Below are 20200 nucleotides of genomic sequence, written 5' to 3' on the forward strand. Positions count from 1 at the left end.
TCACACTCCGCCCGCCAGCAATGGCCCAAGCCGCTCCAGGTGACGGCGCCAGCCCTCGCCGCCATCCGGCGCCGGCGTCAGGCCGGCCGGCAACCTTGCGGTGCGGCCGAGCACGGCCTCGATCAACCGCCGCCGCTCCATCGAGTCCAGATTGGAGAAGACGCGGCGCAGCAATGGCAGATGCGCGATGAAAGCGTCCTCGTCGAGCGATTTCAGCCACCCATCGACGGCGCCGCGCAGGCCCTCGTCGTAGATCAGCCGCTGGCCGGCAGTGCTGAAGAAACCTTCGAAGAACCCCGCTGCCTGGGCGACCGGCGTCCCCGGCGACAGCCTGCGTCCGAGCAGCCCGGCGGCGTCCTCTGCCGACAGTTGGCCGGCTTCATAGAGCAGATGCGCGGCGCAGCCGGCGAGCAGCGCCGTCGAGCCCGGACCTTCCAGCACGCCGGTCAGGCCGTTGCGCCATGCATCGAGCACGCCTTCGCCGGGCTCGACCAGCCGGATGGCCGTGTCGGCCTTGCGCACAGCACCGACCAGCGTGGTGGCGGCCTGCTCGTCCAGGTCGCGCACCGCATAGGGCAGCGCGATCGCGCCTTCGACGATCAACCGTTCCAACAAACCGGACAGCCGGTTAGTTTCGGTCTTGCGCGCCTCGCCGTAACGGATGATGTCGGCAAGCGGCGGCACCGAGGCCAGCATCTCCAGGCATTCGCTGCTGTGCGCTGCGCGCGCCTCCAACGCTACAAGGCCGGCGCTCGCGGCCTCCGACAGATCCGCGGTAATGGCGCTCTGGACAAGGGCGGCAAGCGTGTCGAGGCTCGCGGCCGCACCGAGCATCTGGATCAGGCGGCCATTGGCGGCCTTTTCGATAGTCGGGCCGTAGATCAGGTTCTCGACCAGGCGCACGGCATATTCCGGCTCCCAGGCCAGCGCCCATTTTTCGCGAAAGGTGCCGCGGCTGCGGCCGGCGTCGGCCAGCCTGCCCCATTGCACGCCAAGCACGTTCAGCCGGTGCAGCAATGTCGAACGAAACAGTCCGCTTTCGCTGCGCAGATCGACCGACAGCTCGCGTTCCAGCGCCTCCGGCTTCAGCCGCGCCGCCTTCTGGTTGCGCTGCAGGTCCTCGATCAGCGGCGCCAGCGGCGTGTCGGGCGGAATCTCGCCGACATCCGCGCCCAAAAGCAGCTCGGCCTCGACCAGCGCCCACAGCACCGCTTCGCCGTTGAACAGCGCCGCGATCGCGGCATCGCGCAATTCCTCGAAGCCGGGCTTCGGCCGCTCGCGAATGGCAGCCAGTGTGCGCGCAAGCCGCTCGGCCTCGATCAGCGACGCGGTCGACACCAGATGGCCCTTCGCCCGCAGCACCGCCGCGATCGTCGCCAGCCACAGCGTCGCGGCGTCGCGCCGCCCTCGTGTGCGCCACAGATGCTTGCACCAGCCGGGCGCGACGACGCCAGCGCCATAACCATAGCCCAGCGCAAGACGCGGCCCGGTCCATGGCGCCCATGTCATGATGCTTTTGCGCCGGGCAATTCCCTTGATCAGCGCCTGGTCGTTCTTCTGCGTGTGCGCGGCCTGCAGGGCCGGCACATGCCATGCGCCGCAGACGACGGCGATCGGTCCGGCGAATTCCTTGCGCGCGGCGGCGATTTCCAATCGCATATGCGCTTCACGCTTGGCCTCGAACGGCGCGATCGCACCTTCGCCGTCGCGCAGCGTCGTCATCGCATCGGTGATGGCAGCGAAGATTGGACCCGGCTGCGGATTCTGCTCGATAATGTCGGCCCACCAGCTTTCGCCATCTTCATAGCCGGCGGCCGCAGCCAGCGTGCCGATCGGGTCGCGATGCGATGCGGGCTCGCCATCCTCACCGGTTTCGTCCTTGGGTTCGGGCTTGTCGGCGTCAGCCGTTTTGTCGGGGTCGTCGGTTGCCGGTGCCGCGAACCGTGCCGATGACGGCAGGTCGATGAACCGCAATGCCGCCTTGTTCGCCACCGCCCACACCGCCGCCTGGTATTCCGGCGAGAACTCGGCGAACGGCCAGAAACTTGTCGCGGCCGGATCGTCCTCGGGGTAGCAGAGCAGCGCCACCGGCGGCTGCATCTGCGGGCGCGCCAGCAATGGCAGCAGGGCGGACGCGTCGCTCGGCCCTTCGATCAGCACCGCGACCGGCTGCAAGTCCCGCAGCGCCTGCACCAGGCTGTCGGCGGAGCCCGGCCCGTGATGGCGGATGCCGAAATAGGCGACGTCGCTCATGACCTCAGATCGCTGCGTTCAGCGCCGCGTAATAGCCGGCATAGTCCGGCCGCTTCTTGAGCACCGTTTCGAGATATTCCTCCAGCACCACCTTGTCCTGCACCGGGTCCTTGACGATGGCGCCGACAAGGCTGGCGGCGAGGCCTTCGGCGCCGAGCTTGCCGCTGTCGAACCACGCCGCCTGGCTGAGGCCGCCGACCATGGTGGCGATCGCCTCGGCGGTCGAGAGCGAACCCGAAGGCGTCTTCAGCGTCACCTTGCCGTCGGCGGTTGCGCCCGAGCGCAGCTCGCGGAAAATGGTCAACACTCGAGCGATCTCCTCGCCGACATTTTTCGGCACCGGCAGGTCGAGCCCGCCGGCCATCTCGTCGACCCGCTTGGAGACGATCGCCACCTCTTCCGCCATGTCCTCGGGCAGCGGCAGCACCACCACATTGAAGCGGCGTTTCAGCGCCGAGGACAGCTCGTTGACGCCCTTGTCGCGGTTGTTTGCGGTGGCGATGATGTTGAAGCCGCGCTGGGCATAGAGCGACGTGTTGAGTTCCGGGATCGGCATCATCTTTTCCGACAGCACGGTGATCAGCGTATCCTGTACATCGGAGCCCATGCGCGTCAACTCTTCCAGGCGGCATAGCTTGCCGCTCTCCATGGCGCGGTAGAGCGGCGTCGGCACCAGCGCCTCCTGGCTCGGCCCTTTGGCCAAAAGCTGCGCATAGTTCCAGCCGTAGCGGACCTGGTTCTCGTCGGTACCGGCCGTGCACTGCACGATCAGCGTGGAATTGCCCATGATGGCGGCGGCGAGATGTTCCGACACCCAGGATTTTGCGGTGCCGGGAACACCGAGCAGCAGCAGCGCGCGGTCCGTGGCGAGTGTCGCCACCGCCGTTTCCATCAGCCGGCGGCGGCCGACATATTTTGGCGATATCACGGTGCCGTCGCTTGCCTTGCCGCCGAGCAGGTAGGTCAGAACGGCCTTTGGCGACAGGCTCCATCCCGCAGGTTTTTGCTTGTCGTCATTGCGCGCCAGCGCCTGCAGTTCAGCGGCATAGGCCTGCTCGACGGGGAGGCGGATGGCTGCGTTCATGGTGCTGTTCTCCGGATTGTCATGGGTTGGTTCCCGTCAGGGCCGCGTTGAGGCGCAGGAAAGCGAGCGAGGCTGCCGCCGGCGGCATGCCGGCCGCAACGACATGCTCGATCAATTTTTCCGCTGTCGCCGCAGTGGCCAGAAAGCCCAAAGTTTCCAACAGGTCGTCGACGGTTCGCTTCATCGCGTCATCATTGCCGGCGACAGCCGAACGCAACACCGCCAAGCTCTGGCCGTTCGTCAGGTCGGGCCAATCCAGCCAGTTGGCTTCGAAGCCCTCGGCAAGGGTGAGCGTGCTAACATACTGCGGCGTATCTTTCAGGATCAGTCTGACCAGGACACGCTTCCTGCGGCTATCCAGGCGCGGTGTCAGGTGCAGCACGAACAGTGCCGGCTTGCCACCCTCGGCGATCAGCGTGTCGGCCATCTGCGTTACTGCAGCGTCGCTGCCCGACGCTGCGACCATTCGTGAGATCTGGATGTCCGCATTGTTGTCGGCACCGAACTGCCAGGCTGCAATGAAATCGGGTTCGCTGACCCCAAATCGGGAAGCAAGGTCGACCAGATTGCAGGTCTCGAACAGTTCGGCGCGGCGCTTTTCCTGCGCCGGCGATTTGAGCTTTGCCGGCGTGTAGGTGGTGCGGCGGCGGATAAAGCCGGATTTGCCTTCTGCGATGAAGGCGGCAAGTTCGGCAACGGGATCGTCGGCACCGCCACCAACACGACCGTGCTCGCCCAACCTCGCCAGCAGCCGGCTCGCCAGTTCCTGCACCTTGCCGGAGCGGTCAGTGGCCAGGCTTTTCAGGAACGGCGCGTCCTCAGGCGTCAGGCCGAAATGCATGAGTTCGATCAGTGCCAGCCGGACTTCCGCCGGCTCGCCGGGCGCCTTCGCTTCCATCAGGCTGCGGGCCGTGGCCGGATCGCGACGGCGCATCTCGGTCAACGCGATACGGCGCGCGGCGGGGTAAAAGTCATCCCAGTTCTGCACCGTCAGTTGCTCCTGCGGCGCAATCTTCAGCCCCTCGACGCTGGCCTGCCAGTCGATCCACGGCGCATAGATGTCAGGGCTGTTCTGGTCTGATGCCGACGGCATCCAGTCCATCGGATGCAGCACGTAGCCACGGCCGGCGACGAGCGTCGCCACGCGCGCCTTGCGCCGCGCATCGACGGTGTTCTTCAAGGCAGCCCGCAACAGCGGCCGCAACCGCTCCGGCAGCAGCGGCAGGCCAAGCCTCGGCAGCGGCGGGCGCCGCTTCAGCGACTTCGGCGCGGCTGGCCTTAAGCCCACATCGAGCGCCTGCGCGGCGATGGCCAGCAACAGCCGCTCCCGTTCGTCCGGGCTTGCGCCGCCGGCGATTTCCTTCCACGCGGCTGGCGCCAGATCGAACGCAGTTCCGCCGGTGATCCAGCAGTCGCGCATCGTCGCCAGGCCGGTTTGCTCGAGCTCGTTCATGACAGATCGAGCCTCCCGAAGCCGCTTTGCGCGGCGAGCAGATCGAGCCGCGCGCCGTTCCACAGGGCTGCCGTTGCCGAAAGGTCGAGACCGAGCACGGTTTGATCGACGGTTCCGGCGACAGGCAGGGCGATCCCTTGCGGGTCGTGCGCCGCTTGCCACCAGGCGGTGCCGCGCTCATCGAGCAGGATCGCGCCGGCAGGCAGCATCAGCGGGCTATCGGTCGACCAGGGTGCTGCGTCCTGGTGCGCCGCATGCGCCGCCAGCGGATCCTTGACAATGCCGAGGCCGAAATCCGGCCAGGCGCCCGACACGACATCGCCCTTGCGCTCCGCTACCAGCGCCCGCAGCCGTTGGCGTGACGGATAGAACACCAGCCTTGCATCGAACCGGTCGCCAGGTGTGAACGCGGCAGAGCGGCGGCCGGCCGAGGCCGGAAAGAAATCGAGTAGCAGCGCAAATTGCGGCGTCGGGCTTTTCAGGTCGAGCAGCCAGGTAGAATGGCTGACAAGGCCGTCGCGGCGGGTCTCGATCTTCTCGCCGATGACTTCCCACTGGCTGTCGACCTGTCTTGCATCGGGATTGGCCAGCACCTGGTCGCGGGTTTCGGATGCCGACACCAGCCGCTTCAATTCGGGATCGTCTGGCGCCGAGCGCCAGGCCTTGGCCAGCAAAACCAGCTTGCCGAGTTCGCGGATCGCCGCGTCCGGCCGTTCCTCGCTGCGCAGCGCCATTAGCCGGGCCGGGATTTCGTCGATGCGTCCCGCAAGCGCCGTTGCTTTCATGTCGACCAGCCTGGCGGCAATGCGGCGGCAGCGCTCGCTGCTGGCGTCGGCAAAGGCGGAAAGGCCGAGCCGCAGCTGGTCGGCAATCCACTGGTCGAGTTCGTCCAGCGCGCCTGCCACCGCGGTGCGCGTATCTTCCGCCCGCTTGCGCTGCGCCGTCTCGCGGCGCTCCGTCGCGGCGGCGTCATCGACGGTGCTTTCCTCTGCCTGCGAGGCCTCGCCAATGCTCTTGCCAGACGCGCCCCTGCCAGCCTTTGCGTCGACCGGCGGGGGCGCACTCTTCCAGCGCCGGCCAAGCCAGTCATTGACCCATTCCGGCGTTGTTTCGGCTGATGTGAAGCTGGCCGGCGCCGTGGCGGCGATCCACATCAGCGCCAGCGTGTGCTTGCAGGGAAATTTTCGCGACGGGCAGGTGCATTTGTAGCCGTGGTCGCCGGTGTCGACGACGGTGCGATAGGGGTTGGATCCCGAGCCCTGGCATTCGCCCCAGATCAGCGCCTGCTGCTCGTTCTTCTCCAGCCGCGGCCAGTTCGAGCGCTTGGTGAGCTTCGAGGCGGCGCTTAGCGACGCCTGATCGGGGGCCAGCGCCTCGATGGTTTTCAGTTCGAATTCCAAGCCGCGCCTCTCGTCACCCCAAATCAATGCCTGGCATCAATATAGGGTGCCTTTTGTGAAGGATTGTTGTGGCCCCGGCAAGACGAAGATAGCGCAGATCAGTACAGCGGCGTGGCCATATGCCGGGGCGTCGGCCATTGCGCCGTGATCTCGGGCTGCACCGGGCGCTCGAGATAGGTCGACAGCACGACATAGCTTCGCGTCGAGGTGACGCCGGGCGTTTCGTAGAGACGCGCCAGCAGGCCTTCGAGCGCCCTGGTGTCCTCGGTGCGGACCTTGAGAAGCATGCAGGTGTCGCCGGCCACCGAATGGATTTCCTCGACCTCAGGATATTGGGAGACGGCCATCAGCTCCGGTGTCTTGCCCCAGCCCTTGGTATCGATATGCACGAAGGTGAGCAGCGGCTTCTTCACCGCCTTCGGGTCGATGATCACAGCCGTGCCGCGGATGGCGCCGCTGCGCCGCAGGCGCTTGACCCGCTCATGCGCCGCCGGCGGCGACAGGCAGACGCGTTCGCCAAGTTCGGCGTAGCTGATCGTCGCATCCTCGACCAGCACGCCTAATATTTTTCGGTCGATTGCGTCGAGCTCTCGGGGAGCTACCTTGTTCTGCAGAACCCCATCTGTTTCTTCGTCCATATCGAAATTCCTTGTTGTCGCGGAATTCAGTTCGGCCATTATGACCCGATGACGAACGCGCATCAAGCTGCAACGCTCCATCAGCCGATCCCGGCGCTGGCCTATCTCCTGACCGGCTGCATCGCCGTCATCGGCTCGAACTCGCTGGTCCTGGGTCCAATTGCTCCGGCAGTCGCCGCATCCTTCGGCACCAGCGTGCCGGCGGTGATGGCCGCGTCGGCCGCCTTCGGCCTCGGCACTTCGGCCAGCGCGTTGTTCCTCGCCCGCTATATCGACGGCGTCGGCGCCCGCCGCATGCTGCAGGGCGCTCTGCTGTTGCTGGCGGTCGGGCTTCTCGCCAGCGCGCTGGCGCCGACGGTGATCATGCTGGTCGCGGCCCAGGCCGTCGCCGGCATCGCCGCCGGCGTCGCCATGCCGGCCATCTATGCCAGTGCAGCGGCAATTGCGCCGCCCGGCCGCGAAAGCGGCACGATCGGCGTCGTGCTGACCGGCTGGACGGTCTCCATGGTGGCCGGCGTGTCGCTGTCGGCCGTGCTTGCCGATCTCGTGCACTGGCGCGCCGTCTTCGCCGCCGTCGCGGTGCTTTCCGCCATTGCGCTTGCTGCCTTGTCGATGACCTCGCTCAGCGACGTCAGGAAGAGCGGCCCGGCGCCGTCGCCGTTCGTTGCGCTGGCCATTCCGGGGATCGTGCCGCTGCTCATCGCCTGCACCGCCTTCATGACCGCTTTTTACGGCGTCTACGGCTATCTCGGCGATCATCTGCACCAGGATCTGGGCGAGCCCGTCAGCGCCAATGCGCTGGCCGCGCTCGCCTATGGCGCCGGCTTCGGCGCCGCGGCCTTCCTCGACGGCGTCATCGACCGCATCGGCGCGCGGCGCGTCATGCCCTTCGCCTATCTGCTGGTCGCCGTCGTCTATGTCGCCATCGCGCTCGCAAGCAGCAATTTCGTGCTGATCCTGGCTATGATCGCCATATGGGGCCTTGCCAATCATTTCGGCCTGAACGTGCTGGTGATGCGCCTTACCGCGCTCGATCCGTCGCGCCGTGGCACCATCATGGGCCTGAACAGTTCGGTCACCTACCTCGCCGTCTTCATCGGCACCACCAGCTTCGGGCCGCTTTATTCATCGTTCGGCTTTGCCATCTGCGCGATCGTCGCCGCCGTGCTGATGCTGGTTGCGGCAGCAGCGGGGTCATGGCGGTCGCCTCCGCCCATCAAGCCGTAAAGCTTGCGTCCTCATCCCGTCCTTCGCTAGAGCTTGGCTTGCCATGCGAGCCCCGCCCGGATGAAGACGACGCTTGAAACCACTGCCGACCCCTCGTCAGACGACCTCGCCTTCCTGGCCGAGCGGCTGACGGCGTTCAATGACGGCGATGTCGGCCCCTCCGGCCGCAAGCCGATCGCGGTCTTCGTTCGTGACGAGCACGGCGCTGTCGTCGCCGGCATTTCGGGATACACCGCCTGGGGCTGGCTCTATGTGCAATGGCTGTGGGTCGACGAACGCCTGCGCGGCCGGCATATGGCCGGCGACATGCTGGACGCTGCCGAGCGCGAAGCAGTCGCCCGGGGCTGCCAGAACGCCTGGATCGACACGTTCAATCCGACAGCGGCCAAAGTCTATGAGCGGCAAGGCTACCGGCGTTTCGGCGAGCTGCCTGACTTTCCCATCGGCCGCAGCCGCATCTTCCTGCAGAAGAAGCTCTAACCTGCCAGCCGCCCGCCTTGCATCGGCCGCGGCACGCCGGTGGTGCTGGGAAAGCTGATCGGCAGGCCGCGCATCACGCGCACGGCAAGGAAGGCAAAGCATTCGGCCTCCACCGCATCGCCTTTCCAGCCCAGTGTCTCGGCCTGCACCACCTCGACGTTGGCGCGCCTCGCCAGCATCGCCATCATCGTCGGGTTGCGGCGGCCGCCGCCACTGACCGCCAGGCGCTTCGGCCGGCGCGGCAACAAATCGAGCGCCTTGCCGACGGCCGAGACGGTGAAGGCCGTCAGCGTCGCCGCCCCATCCTCTGCGCCGAGGCCGTCGGCCATGGCGGCGCCGAAGTCGAAACGGTCGAGCGATTTCGGATAGGGCTTGGTCAGATACGGATGCTGGAGCAATTTGGCCAGCCGCACTTCATCGACGGTGCCGGCCGCGCCCAGTGCGCCGTCGCGGTCCATCTCGCCGAGGCCGTTTGCCTTGATGAAATCGTTGAGCGGCGCGTTGGCCGGGCCAGTGTCGAAGGCGACGATGTTGTCCTTGCCGTCCCACCAAGTGACGTTGCCGACACCGCCGAGATTGAGCACAGCGGTGTCCCCGCTGGCGTCGGCTTCCCTCAAAAGCGCCGCGTGGTAGGCAGCCGCCAGTGGTGCGCCCTGGCCGCCGGCGCGCACATCGTCCGAGCGGAAATCATAGGCGACCTTGGCGCCCAAAATGGAATGCATCAGCGCGCCATCGCCCAACTGGCGCGTATCGCCGCGCCGCCCGGGTTGCGGGGCACGATGCAGCACGGTTTGGCCGTGAAAGCCGACCACGCCGATATCGCCCATGGTCAGGCCGTAGCTTTCGACAAGGTCCTTCACCGCCGCCGACTGCGCCCGCGTCAGCGCCTCCTCGGCTTCGGCAAAGATCGCCGGCTCCGGCCCGTCGAAATTCCACACCCGGGCCTGACGCAGCGTCTCCTCCAGCAAGGCACGGATCGCTGCGGGGTAGGGGGCCAGCGTATAGGTGCCGAAATCGGCGATCCGCTCGCCATCGGTCTTGATCAGCGCCACGTCGATATTGCCGTCAAGCACGGTGCCGGTCATCAGGCCGACGGCCCAGATTGGTTCCACGGTCGACTCCCTTGCGACACCGTTTGCGATTCCAACGCAATCACCTGTCGGACGGATTGTCTCGCCAGGCAAGACCCTGGCCGCGGTCGATTGCTCCGAACCTGCCGGCAGAGTTTTTCACCGAACAGCGAAAATCGAGCAACGCCGTTCTTGCGTCTCGCCGCTCAAGACGCCAGCTATGAGACGAACACGTCATCGCCAAGGAGAAACGACATGGCATCCGAAGTCGCAGTGATCGCCGGCGCGGGTGCGGGCCTGAGCGCCTCTTTGGCACGCCTTCTCACCACGGAAGGCTATCGTGTGGTGCTGGCCGCCCGCAACACGGCCAAACTCGCGGCGCTGGTCGGGGAAACCGGCGCGCTGGCCGTCGAAACCGACGTCGCCGATCCGGCCTCCGTCGCCGGCCTGTTCGACGCCGCCGACAAGCAAGGCCCGCTGGCCCTTGCCGTCTTCAATGCCAGCGGCCGCACGCGCGGCCCGATCGCCGAGGTCGATCCCGATGCGGTCAAACAAGCCTTGCTTGTCGGCGCCTATGGCGGCTTCCTGGTCGGCCAGCAAGCGGCGCGGCGGCTGCTTGCGCGCGGCTCCGGTTCGATTCTTTTCACCGGCGCTTCCGCCAGCATCAAGGGCTTTCCCAACTCCGCCGGCTTTGCCATGCCGAAATTCGGCCTGCGCGGTCTGGCTCAGTCGATGGCGCGCGAACTCTTCCCGAAGAACATCCATGTCGCCCATTTCATTATCGACGGCCAGATCGAGCCGGTCGGGACGAAGCCCGAGCGACCGGACAGCCAGCTGTCGCCCGATGCGATCGCGCAGACCTATCTCGCGACCCATCGCCAGCATCGCAGCGCCTGGAGCTTCGAGGTCGAGCTGCGGCCCTTTGTCGAGACATTCTGACCGGTCCGGCGTGGCCGTTCTCGCAATTGCGAAATCTTTGAGAGAATATTCCCGGCTTCGTGTTTGAGAAGAAATGCGGTTCTTTGATCCGGCAAGCAGCATTGCCGATGATGTCGTCAAGGCTTGGTATTCCACCTCGCCGCAATGACTTCAGGATTACGAGGGATCGACAATGTCCGAACGTGGAAACGCTTCCAGCTCTCTTCTTTTTTTAGCCATCAGCCGGCGAGCTGCCCTTGCGGCACTTTTTGCCTCGGCCGTCACGCTTGTCGGTCTGGCTCAGCCGACGCCGTCCTTCGCCGAGGACAAGAAGTCTATCAAGGTCGGCATCATCAGCGGCGAGGATGAGGATGTTTGGCGCGTCGTCGTCGCCCAGGCCGCCGAAAAAGGCCTGACCGTCGAGACCGTGGTGTTCAACGACTACACCCAGCCCAACGAGGCGCTCGAGCGCGGCGAGATCGACGCCAATGCCTTCCAGCACCAGCCCTATCTCGACAACCAGATCAAGACCCAAGGGTACCACATCGTGCGCGTCGGCTACACCGGCGTCTGGCCGATCGGCCTCTACTCCAAGAAATACACCAAGGTTGCCGACCTGCCCGAAGGCGCCGTCATCGGCTTGCCCAACGACCCCTCGAATGAGGGCCGCGCGTTGCGCGTTCTGCAGAACGAAGGCGTGATCAAGCTGAAGGACGGCACCGGCATCCTGGCGACCACCGCCGACATTGCCGAGAACCCTAAGAAGGTCGTCATCAAGGAACTGGACGCCGGCATTGTCGGCCGCTCGGTCGAGGATCTCGACGCGGCTGTCGTCAACACCGACTGGGCGCTGAAGAGCGGTCTCGGCCCGGACAACCGCATCGCCCAGGAGCCGGTGGCCGACAACCCCTACCGCAACTTCATCGCCGTGAAATCCGGCAACGAGAACGAGGCGTGGGTGAAGACGCTGGTCGCGTCCTACCAGAACGAGGCGGTCAAGGCCGAGTTCGACAAGGTCTACAAGGGCACCGGGATCAGCGCCTATTGATCGGCGCCTGGTTGTCAGGAGCAGGCGGCCCGCTGTTGAGCGGGCCGCCGTCGCATTTGTCGAGCATCGAAACGGACAGTGAGATGAACCAGCACGTCACGGCCGAAGCATCCGGTCCGGTCAATATATCGGCCGGGCAGGAAGATGTCGTACGCCTGGTCGACCTCAAGCGCCGCTTCGGCGCGACGCCTGCGCTCGACGGCGTCTCGCTGACGGTGCGCAAGGGCGAGATCCTCGGCATCATCGGCCGCAGCGGCGCCGGCAAGTCGACGCTGATCCGCTGCCTCAACGGGCTGGAGCGGCCGGACTCCGGCGACGTCTTCATCGAGGGCCGCGAGATCGGCCGGCTCGGCGAGCGTGAATTGCAGCCGCTGCGGCGTCGCATCGGCATGATCTTCCAGCACTTCAATCTGCTGTCGGCCAAGACCGTGGAGGACAATGTCGCGCTGCCGCTGAAGATCGAGGGCCGCCCAAAGGCCGAACGGCTGGCGCGCGCCGCCGAATTGCTCGACCTCGTCGGCCTGTCGGAGAAGGCGAAGGCCTATCCGTCCTCGCTGTCGGGCGGCCAGAAGCAGCGCGTCGGCATCGCCAGGGCGCTGGCCGCGCGGCCGGCGCTGCTGCTGTCCGACGAGGCGACCTCAGCGCTCGATCCGGAGACGACGCGCTCCATCCTGGCCTTGCTGAAAGACATCAACCGGCAGCTCGGCCTGACCATCCTGCTCATCACCCACGAGATGGAGGTGATCCGCTCGATCGCCGACCGCGTCGCGGTGATCGATGCCGGGCGCATCGTCGAACAAGGCCCGGTGTGGTCGGTCTTTGCCGAGCCGCGTTCCGAAATCACCAGGAGCCTGCTCGGCGGCATCCGCCCGCAACTGCCGGCCGAGATTGCCGGCCGGCTTGCTCCCGGAGGCGGCGCCGAGCTCATCCTCAGGGTCGACGTTGCAGGTGAGGCCGCGCGCGGTCCGCTGCTGTCCGATCTTGCGGTGGCCGTGCCGGGACGGTTCCGCCTCGTCCATGGTGGCATCGACCATGTCCAGCAGCAGCCGGTCGGCACGCTGTTCCTTGCGGTCGCGGGCAACGATCCGAAACATCTGTCCAAAGTAATCGCATTCCTGAAGGCCCGCGACGCACGGGTGGAGGTGCTTGGCCATGTCGCCGGTTCTGTTTGAACTTCTGCTGCGCTCGATCTGGGAGACGGTCCTGATGACGGCGGCATCGGGCCTCATCTCGCTCGTCTTCGGGCTGCCGCTCGGCCTGGCATTGATTGCCACCGAGCGCGGCGGCATTGCCGAAAGCCTGTGGGTGAACCGCGCGCTCGGCGCCGTCATCAACGGCTTCCGCTCGGTGCCTTTCATCATCCTTCTGGTGGCGCTGATCCCGGTGACGCGGCTGATCGTCGGCACCTCGATCGGCACCTGGGCGGCGATCGTGCCGTTGTCGATTGCGGCGACGCCCTACTATGCCCGCATCGCCGAAGTGTCGCTGCGCGAGGTCGATCGCGGCCTGATCGAGGCGGCACGCGCCATGGGCGGCAATCGCTGGACGATCATCCGCGAGGTGCTGGTGCCCGAAGCTTTGCCCGGCATCGTTGCTGGTTTCACCGTGACGCTGGTAACGCTGATCGGCGCTTCGGCCATGGCCGGCGCCATCGGTGCCGGCGGGCTCGGCGATCTCGCCATCCGCTATGGCTACCAGCGTTTTGAGACCAGCGTCATGGTCGCCGTGGTCATTGTGCTGATCATTCTCGTTTGCGGCATCCAGTGGGTCGGCGACCGGCTGGTCGCCAGGCTGGACCGGCGCGGATGAGCGGCCACGAACGTTATTTGCCGGCAGGCTGCCAAACGCAGCGCCGGCTTTCTCTATCGGCGCCGAGATTGGGTTGCGCGTTGCTTTGATCGGACCGGCCTGCGTGCCACCGTGACAGCGGAACAAGGAGCTTGACCATGCCCAGGATCGTACCCGTGCTTGATCTCGGCCGCCTCGAGCAGGGCGCTTCGGAACGGCGAACGTTTCTCTTCGACCTGCGCACGGCCGCGCGCGATGTCGGCTTCTTCTATTTGACCGGCCACGGCATATCGGCTGCGGATACCGCAGAAGTGCTCGACGCGTCGCGCCGCTTCTTTGCCCTGCCGGAAGCCGACAAACTGGCAATTGAAATGGTCAAGTCCTCGCAGTTCCGCGGCTACACGCGCGCCGGCGGCGAGCTGACCAAAGGCAAGGCCGACTGGCGCGAACAGCTCGACATCGGCGTCGAACGCCCGGCCATCGAACAAGGCCCCGGCGTGCCCGCCTGGACGCGGCTGCAAGGGCCCAACCAGTGGCCGGCCACGCTGCCCGAGCTGAAGCCGGCGCTGCTCGCATGGCAGGCCAAGGCGACGGCGGTGGCGATCCGGCTGCTCCGGGCCTTCGCTTTGTCGCTCGATCAGGCCGAGGACGCCTTCGATCCCGTCTACCGGGCCGAGCCCAACCATCGCATGAAGATCGTGCGCTACCCCGGCCGCGACGCCACCGGCGACAACCAGGGCGTCGGCGCGCACAAGGATGGCGGTTTCCTGACGCTTCTGCTGCAGGACGAGAGCAAGGGCCTGCAGGTCGAATATGACGGTGCCTGGGTCGACGTCGATCCGCTGCCCGACACGCTGGTGGTCAACATCGGCGAACTGCTCGAACTGGCGTCGAACGGCTATCTCCGGGCGACAGTCCACCGTGTGGTGACACCGCCAGCCGGCGTCGAGCGCGTCTCGGTCCCGTTCTTCTTCAGCGCCCGGCTCGACGCCACGATTCCGCTGCTCGACCTGCCCGAGGAACTGGCGGCCGAGGCGCGGGGTCCGGCCAGCGATCCCGACAATCCGCTGTTTCGCAATGTCGGTACCAATGTGCTGAAGAGCCGCCTGCGCTCGCATCCCGACGTGGCGCGCCGGCACTACGCCGATCTCCTGGAAACCGGCGCTCAGCCGGCTGAAATCTTGGAAGACAAGAACGAAATTTCCGCATCCCGCATTGTTTTAGAAAGCCGTTCGTCGCCAACCGCAGCGAATGCGCGCATATAGGAATTATCGTTCGGCGGTTTCCTCCCATTCCACCGAACGGTGTTCCCCTCTGAAGGTTCTTGACCTTCTTTTGGCCGGGCCGCTTTCGCGCCCGGCCTTTTTTATGTCAATAGCTCTTCTTTCTTCCCCACAAGGGGAGAAGGAAGAGGCGCCAGGGGACTTCACCCAAACTTCGGATCAAGGCTGCCCGACTTGTAGCGCTTGGCCATCTCAGCTACCGGCAGCGGCTTGATCTTCTGGGCATTGCCGGCGGTGCCGAACTGCTCGAAGCGCTCCTTGCACAGCTTGCGCATCGCCGCCATCGCCGGCGTCAGATATTTGCGCGGATCGAACTCGCTCGGGTTTTCGGTCAGCACCTTGCGGATGGCGCCGGTCAGCGCCATGCGGTTGTCGGTGTCGATGTTGATCTTGCGCACGCCGTGCTTGATGCCGCGCTGGATCTCTTCCACCGGCACGCCCCAGGTCGGCTTCATCTGGCCGCCATATCTATTGATGATTTCCTGCAGGTCCTCGGGCACCGAGGACGAGCCGTGCATGACCAGATGCATGTTGGGCAGGCGGCGGTGGATTTCCTCGATGACGTTCATCGCCAGCACCGCGCCGTCCGGCTTGCGTGAGAATTTGTAGGCGCCGTGGCTGGTGCCCATGGCGACAGCCAGCGCATCGACATGGGTGTCCTTGACGAACTCGACCGCCTGTTCCGGATCGGTCAAGAGCTGGTCGTGGCTGATGGCGCCTTCGACGCCGTGGCCGTCTTCCTGCTCCCCGCCGCCGCTCTCAAGCGAACCGAGCACACCGATCTCGCCTTCCACCGACACGCCGCCCCAATGCGCCATGTCGACGACGCGCCGGGTGATGCCGGAATTGTAGGCATAGTCGGCCGGCGTCTTGCCGTCCTCTTTCAGCGAGCCGTCCATCATCACCGAGGTGAAGCCGTACTGGATGGCGGTGACGCAGGTGGCTTCGTTGTTGCCATGGTCGAGATGCATGCAGACCGGGATGTCGGGGTGGATTTCGACCAGCGCGTCGATCAGCTTGGCCAGCACCACATCATTGGCGTAGGCGCGGGCGCCGCGGCTTGCCTGCAGGATGACCGGCGACTTGGTCTCCTCGGCCGCCTCCATGATGGCGAGGCCCTGTTCCATATTGTTCATGTTGAAAGCGGGTACGCCGTAGCCGTACTCGGCGGCGTGATCGAGCAATTGTCTCAGTGTTATGCGAGCCACCCAATAGTCTCCCGTATCTGGTTTCAAGCGCAACGTCGCGGGCCGGCCGATTGCCGGCCTAGATGCTTCTGGCCGGATTTCGCCAGAACCGCAACCGTCAGCGGCCATCGAGGCCGCAATTCTTGTTGCAGGGCTGAAATCCGGTAGCCAGCCGGTGAGGCGCTAATCTCCCCCATTGAGGGGGAGATGGCCGGCAGGCCAGAGGGGGTCGGTTCGACTGGAGCGCTAGCATCATCTGTCGCTGCTGGGAGGTCGCGTCAGGACGCGCCGGCCCCCTCTGTCGCCTTTGGCGACATCTCCCCCTCAAGGGACCCTCAAAGGGGGGGAGATTATCCGCGTTCGGGGAACATCGCCTTCAACCCTTCGCGCGAAGCCTTGGCCACACCGCGCTCGGTGATCAGCCCTGTCACGAGCCGTGCCGGCGTCACATCGAACGCCGGATTGGCCGCCGGCGTCGCTTCGGGCGAAACCCGCACCTGCGCAATCTTGCCGTCCGCCGTCTTGCCCCAGACCAGCGACACCTCGTCACCGGAGCGTTCCTCGATCGGGATTTCGGTCAGCCCATCACCCACCGTCCAGTCGATGGTCGGCGAGGGCAGAGCGACGTAGAAGGGCACCTCATTATCGGAGGCGGCGAGCGCCTTGAGATAGGTGCCGATCTTGTTGCAGACGTCGCCATTGGCCGTGGTGCGGTCGGTGCCCACGATCACCATGTCGACCGCGCCACGCTGCATCAGATGGCCGCCGGCATTGTCGACGATCAGCGTGTGCGGCACGCCGTGGCCGGCCATCTCCCAGGCGGTCAGCTGGGCGCCCTGGTTGCGCGGGCGCGTCTCGTCGACATAGACATGGACCGGAATGCCGGCCTCGACGGCGAGATAGATCGGCGACGTGGCGGTGCCGTAATCGACCGTCGCCAGCCAACCCGCGTTGCAATGGGTGAGGATGTTGACCGGCTCGCCCGGCTTCTTGCGTGCCGCGATCTCCTTGATGATGGCAAGCCCGTTCTCGCCGATGGCGCGATTGAGATCGACATCCTCGTCGGCGATTTCCGCGGCGCGCTTATAGGCCGCCTCCGCGCGCTGTCCCAATACGATCGGCCTGAGGAACCGCCGCATCTCGTCCAGTGCCCAGCGTAGATTGATCGCAGTCGGCCGCGTCTTGTGCAGCGTCTCCCAGGCCGCGTCGAGCGCTTCGTCAGACGGATCGTCCGCCATCTGGATGGCGACGCCGTAGGCCGCGGTGACGCCGATCAGCGGCGCGCCACGAACCCACATGTCACGGATCGCGGTGGCGATGCCGTCGACTGTGCCGATCCTTTCGACGCGGAACTCGTGCGGCAGCCAGCGCTGGTCGATGATCTCGACCGAACGCTGGTCGTCGCTCAGCCAGATGGTGCGGTAGTGGCGCTCGCCGACGTTCAAATCCTGCTCTCCCGTTCGATCAAAGCGGCCAGATTATTAACCTCGTCCATGCCGTGAATCTGGCGCCGGTTGACGGCGATGTGACGGCCGAATTTCAGCGCCTTGGCCTCGCAGGAGGCCCGCAGATCCTCGTCCTCGATGGTCTCGAAATCGGCATTGTGGGCGAGGCCGAGGATGCGCCGGTGCACCTCGATGCCGGCAAAGCCCAAGAGGTCGGTCCAGATCTGGTGCAGCACATGGTCGAGCGCCTGCTCCGAGGCGAGAATGTCGCCCTGATCCTCGAACAGGCTCTTCTGGTAAAGCATGCCGGTGCGCTCGGTGCGCCATAGATGCGAGAACTCGGCGCGGAACACCGTCCAGGTGTCGTTGGTCACCCCGAGCAGATAGGCACGCATGGCGTCACGCTTGCCCTTCTGTTCATGGCCGCGCTGCGAGAAGTAGGACATCCAGAAATTGGCGAGCAGCATGCCGACGTCGAAGGCCATCGGACCGTAGAAGGCGAATTCCGGATCGATCATCCGCGTCTCGGTGTCGGTGACCATGATCGAGCCCGAATGCAGGTCGCCATGCAGCAGCGTCTCGGCATTGGCGGCGAAGATATGCTTCAGCCGCTGCGCTTCGACCTTGAGGTCGCGGTCGGCACGCAGTTCGGCAACCAGGCCGTCCAGTTGCGGCGACGTATGCCGGTTCAGCTTGGCATCGAAATATGGGTCGGAAAACACCAGGTCTTCGGTGATGCCGCAGAGCTCGACATTGTCGGCAAACAGCGCCAGGTCGGCCTTGCGGTCCTTGGTGGGCATGGAGAGATCAGAGCCGCGGAACAAAGTGCGGGCCATGAACAGGCCGATGTCGCGGGCGATATTTGGCAACTCGCGGCCGTCGATCAGGGCACGGCGCAGGATGATGTGCGGCGGCGCCAGATATTCCATGATGATCAGCGCCTGGGCTTCGTCGAAATGGAGGATCGCCGGCACCGAGCCCGGCGCGCGCGCCTCTTGCCGCGTCAGCGCGTGATACTCGAAGAAGGAGCGTTTGAGCGGCAACGGCCAGCTGTCGCCGACGAGGCGAACATAGGGCAGGGCCTGCTTGACCACGGCCGCACCCGAGCCGCCTTCGACGATGAAGACGAGGTTCAGATTGCCGTCGCCGACCTCGCGCACCTTCCAAGGGCCCTTGCCGATTTTGGCGCACAGCGCTTCGTTCGTACCGAGGCGCGTTGCAAGCGTCTCCACCGACAGTGCTTCAAACGGCAATTTCGCAGTCATTCCTCACCCTCCCGCTTGCTCGCTCCAATCATAGTGGAGCGATGGCGGTGAGGCCAAGCTAGGAAGCTGACTGGCAATTGTCAATCGAGTTGACAATTGATCACGTAGCCCATAGCGTCATCGTCAGGGAGGAACGAATGGGCAATGATGCCGTGTTCCGCGTGGACGGGCTGAGGAAATCCTTCGGCCATATCGAGGTGCTTGGCGGCGTCTCGCTCGAATTGCATGCCGGTGAGATCACTGTGCTGATGGGCGCCAACGGCGCCGGCAAGTCCACCCTCGTCAAAATCATCAGCGGCGTCTACGACCATGACGGCGGCATCATGCACCTCGCTGGCGGCAACTTTGCGCCGAACACGCCGGCAGAGGCGATCCGCGCCGGTGTCGTTACCGTGCACCAAAACATCAATGACGGCGTCGTCGCCGATCTCGATGTCGCCACCAATCTGACGCTCGACCGGCTGAGCGGCAAGGGCGCGCCGCTGCTGTTCAACCCCGGCCGGGTGCGCCGCGAAGCCAAAGCGGTGGCCGACCGCATGGGGCTCGCCATCGACCTCAAGGCCCGCATCAGCGACCTGTCGCTGGCCGATCGCCAGATGGTGGCCATCGCGCGCGCCATGGCGCACCAGCCGAAAGTGCTGATCCTCGACGAGCCGACCTCGTCGCTGTCCAGCGCCGAGGCCGACCGGCTGTTTGCGCTGCTCGACCGCTTGCGCGAGCAGGGCGTCGCCATCCTCTACATCTCGCATCGCATGTCGGATATCAGGCGGCTGGCCGACCGCATCGTCTCGATGCGCGATGGCGTCATCTCAGGCGTCTTCGACAGCAAGCCTCTCGACTATGAGGGTGCCGTTAACGCCATGCTCGGCCGCAAGATCCATCTTGACCGCATCGAAGCCAGGAGTTCTGCCAAGCCGATCCTGACCGTCGATTCCTTGCGCATCGCCCCTGGTGCCCGGCCATTCTCGCTGACGCTCGGCGACGGCGAGGTCGTTGCCATCACCGGCCTCGTCGGCGTCGGCAAGACAGCGCTCGCCGAGACGCTGTTCGGCCTGCGCAAGCCGCTGTCCGGCACGATGACTTTATATGGCAAGCCCTATGCGCCTGGGTCGACGGGCGAAGCCATCGCCGCCGGCGTGTTTCTGGTCGCCAAGGACCGTGCCGAAAACGGCATCGTCGGCGGCTTCAACATCCAGGAAAACATCAGTCTGCCCTTCCACAAGCGCATGTCGCGCTTTTCAGTTCTCAAACGCGGCCTTGAACGCACTATTGCCCGCCGGCAGATCGAGGATCTCGGCATCGTCTGCCGCTCGGAGAAGGACGAGATGACCACTCTCTCGGGCGGCAACCAGCAGAAGGTGATGGTGGCCCGCTGGATGGCGCAGGACGCCCGATTGTTCATTCTCGACGAACCGTTCCAGGGCGTCGATATCTCCGCCAGGCGCGACATCGCCGCCAAGCTGAGGGCCAGCGCCAATGGCCGCGCCACGCTGCTGTTCGTCACCGAACTCGACGAGGCACTGGAGACGGCCGATCGCATATTGGTGATGTCCGAGCAGACCATCGTCGGCGAACACCGCAACGCCGACGTCGATCTCGACCGTCTGCTGGCCGAAGTCGCGGGCGGGCCGTTGCACAGTGCGGCCTGAGCCACGATGATT

17 protein-coding genes are annotated in these 20200 nt (G+C 65.4%); 8 read left to right on the forward strand and 9 right to left on the reverse strand.

The genetic code is table 11. The features are described from left to right. From NKJ58_RS21350 to NKJ58_RS21370, 5 genes are all read right to left on the reverse strand, one after another. Positions 1-2253 (reverse strand): DUF5682 family protein, encoded by a 2253-nt coding sequence (locus NKJ58_RS21350; RefSeq protein WP_352519187.1) that lies wholly within the window; start codon positions 2251-2253, stop codon positions 1-3. 4 nt (positions 2254-2257) lie between these two features. Beyond that, positions 2258-3337 (reverse strand): ATP-binding protein, encoded by a 1080-nt coding sequence (locus NKJ58_RS21355; RefSeq protein ID WP_023673899.1) that lies wholly within the window; start codon positions 3335-3337, stop codon positions 2258-2260. 19 nt (positions 3338-3356) lie between these two features. Then, positions 3357-4790, reverse strand: a complete 1434-nt coding sequence (locus NKJ58_RS21360) for a DUF5691 domain-containing protein (RefSeq protein ID WP_023754032.1) — start codon at positions 4788-4790, stop codon at positions 3357-3359. Then, positions 4787-6190 carry an SWIM zinc finger family protein gene (locus NKJ58_RS21365; protein WP_023815195.1) on the reverse strand — a complete coding sequence of 468 codons (1404 nt, stop codon included), beginning with the start codon at positions 6188-6190 and terminating at the stop codon, positions 4787-4789. Before NKJ58_RS21365 ends, NKJ58_RS21360 begins: the two co-directional genes overlap by 4 nt. 98 nt (positions 6191-6288) lie before the next feature. Further along, positions 6289-6828 (reverse strand): Lrp/AsnC family transcriptional regulator, encoded by a 540-nt coding sequence (locus NKJ58_RS21370; RefSeq protein ID WP_023687041.1) that lies wholly within the window; start codon positions 6826-6828, stop codon positions 6289-6291. A 48-nt stretch (positions 6829-6876) separates the two neighbouring features. Here NKJ58_RS21370 and NKJ58_RS21375 point away from each other — a divergent pair, with 48 nt between their 5' ends. Together NKJ58_RS21375 and NKJ58_RS21380 are read left to right on the forward strand one after the other, a co-directional pair. Then, positions 6877-8055, forward strand: a complete 1179-nt coding sequence (locus NKJ58_RS21375) for an MFS transporter (protein ID WP_023726345.1) — start codon at positions 6877-6879, stop codon at positions 8053-8055. A 60-nt stretch (positions 8056-8115) separates the two neighbouring features. After that, positions 8116-8535 (forward strand): GNAT family N-acetyltransferase, encoded by a 420-nt coding sequence (locus NKJ58_RS21380; protein WP_023701529.1) that lies wholly within the window; start codon positions 8116-8118, stop codon positions 8533-8535. On the opposite strand, the gene NKJ58_RS21385 is transcribed toward NKJ58_RS21380, so the two are convergent. Then, positions 8532-9647 carry an anhydro-N-acetylmuramic acid kinase gene (locus tag NKJ58_RS21385; protein WP_023751856.1) on the reverse strand — a complete coding sequence of 372 codons (1116 nt, stop codon included), beginning with the start codon at positions 9645-9647 and terminating at the stop codon, positions 8532-8534. The two genes, NKJ58_RS21380 and NKJ58_RS21385, sit on opposite strands and share 4 nt — an antisense overlap. A 213-nt stretch (positions 9648-9860) precedes the next feature. Here NKJ58_RS21385 and NKJ58_RS21390 point away from each other — a divergent pair, with 213 nt between their 5' ends. The 5 genes from NKJ58_RS21390 to NKJ58_RS21410 all read left to right on the forward strand — a co-directional run bounded on the left by NKJ58_RS21390 (position 9861) and on the right by NKJ58_RS21410 (position 14624). Then, a complete protein-coding gene (locus NKJ58_RS21390) occupies positions 9861-10544 on the forward strand; it encodes an SDR family NAD(P)-dependent oxidoreductase (protein WP_023668581.1) in 684 nt (227 codons plus the stop codon). Positions 10545-10716: 172 nt separating this feature from the next. Continuing rightward, on the forward strand, positions 10717-11571 hold the full coding sequence (locus tag NKJ58_RS21395; protein ID WP_352561269.1) for a MetQ/NlpA family lipoprotein: 855 nt from the start codon (positions 10717-10719) through the stop codon (positions 11569-11571). Between the two features lie 83 nt (positions 11572-11654). Then, positions 11655-12743, forward strand: a complete 1089-nt coding sequence (locus NKJ58_RS21400; protein ID WP_023687042.1) for a methionine ABC transporter ATP-binding protein — start codon at positions 11655-11657, stop codon at positions 12741-12743. Then, positions 12724-13380, forward strand: coding sequence for a methionine ABC transporter permease (locus NKJ58_RS21405; RefSeq protein ID WP_023668578.1), 657 nt, complete (start codon positions 12724-12726; stop codon positions 13378-13380). The genes NKJ58_RS21400 and NKJ58_RS21405 overlap by 20 nt, the downstream gene beginning before the upstream one ends. Before the next feature lie 137 nt (positions 13381-13517). Continuing rightward, positions 13518-14624, forward strand: a complete 1107-nt coding sequence (locus NKJ58_RS21410; protein WP_245263121.1) for an isopenicillin N synthase family dioxygenase — start codon at positions 13518-13520, stop codon at positions 14622-14624. Positions 14625-14785: 161 nt separating this feature from the next. Here NKJ58_RS21410 and fba read toward each other — a convergent pair whose 3' ends face one another. From fba to mtnK, 3 genes are all read right to left on the reverse strand, one after another. Beyond that, entirely contained in the window at positions 14786-15850 is a 1065-nt protein-coding gene (fba, locus tag NKJ58_RS21415; RefSeq protein ID WP_023687044.1) for a class II fructose-bisphosphate aldolase, read from the reverse strand. 329 nt (positions 15851-16179) lie between these two features. Beyond that, complete coding sequence (mtnA, locus tag NKJ58_RS21420) at positions 16180-17274, reverse strand: S-methyl-5-thioribose-1-phosphate isomerase (protein WP_352853765.1); 1095 nt, start codon at positions 17272-17274, stop codon at positions 16180-16182. Beyond that, positions 17271-18539: an S-methyl-5-thioribose kinase gene (gene mtnK / locus NKJ58_RS21425; RefSeq protein ID WP_023668574.1), complete on the reverse strand. Its 1269-nt coding sequence runs from the start codon at positions 18537-18539 to the stop codon at positions 17271-17273. Before mtnK ends, mtnA begins: the two co-directional genes overlap by 4 nt. Before the next feature lie 137 nt (positions 18540-18676). Here mtnK and NKJ58_RS21430 point away from each other — a divergent pair, with 137 nt between their 5' ends. Continuing rightward, a complete protein-coding gene (locus NKJ58_RS21430; RefSeq protein ID WP_023830342.1) occupies positions 18677-20188 on the forward strand; it encodes a sugar ABC transporter ATP-binding protein in 1512 nt (503 codons plus the stop codon). Positions 20189-20200: the final 12 nt, after the last annotated feature.

The organism is Mesorhizobium sp. M0139, assembly GCF_040322455.1.
In the GTDB taxonomy this organism is placed as follows: domain Bacteria; phylum Pseudomonadota; class Alphaproteobacteria; order Rhizobiales; family Rhizobiaceae; genus Mesorhizobium.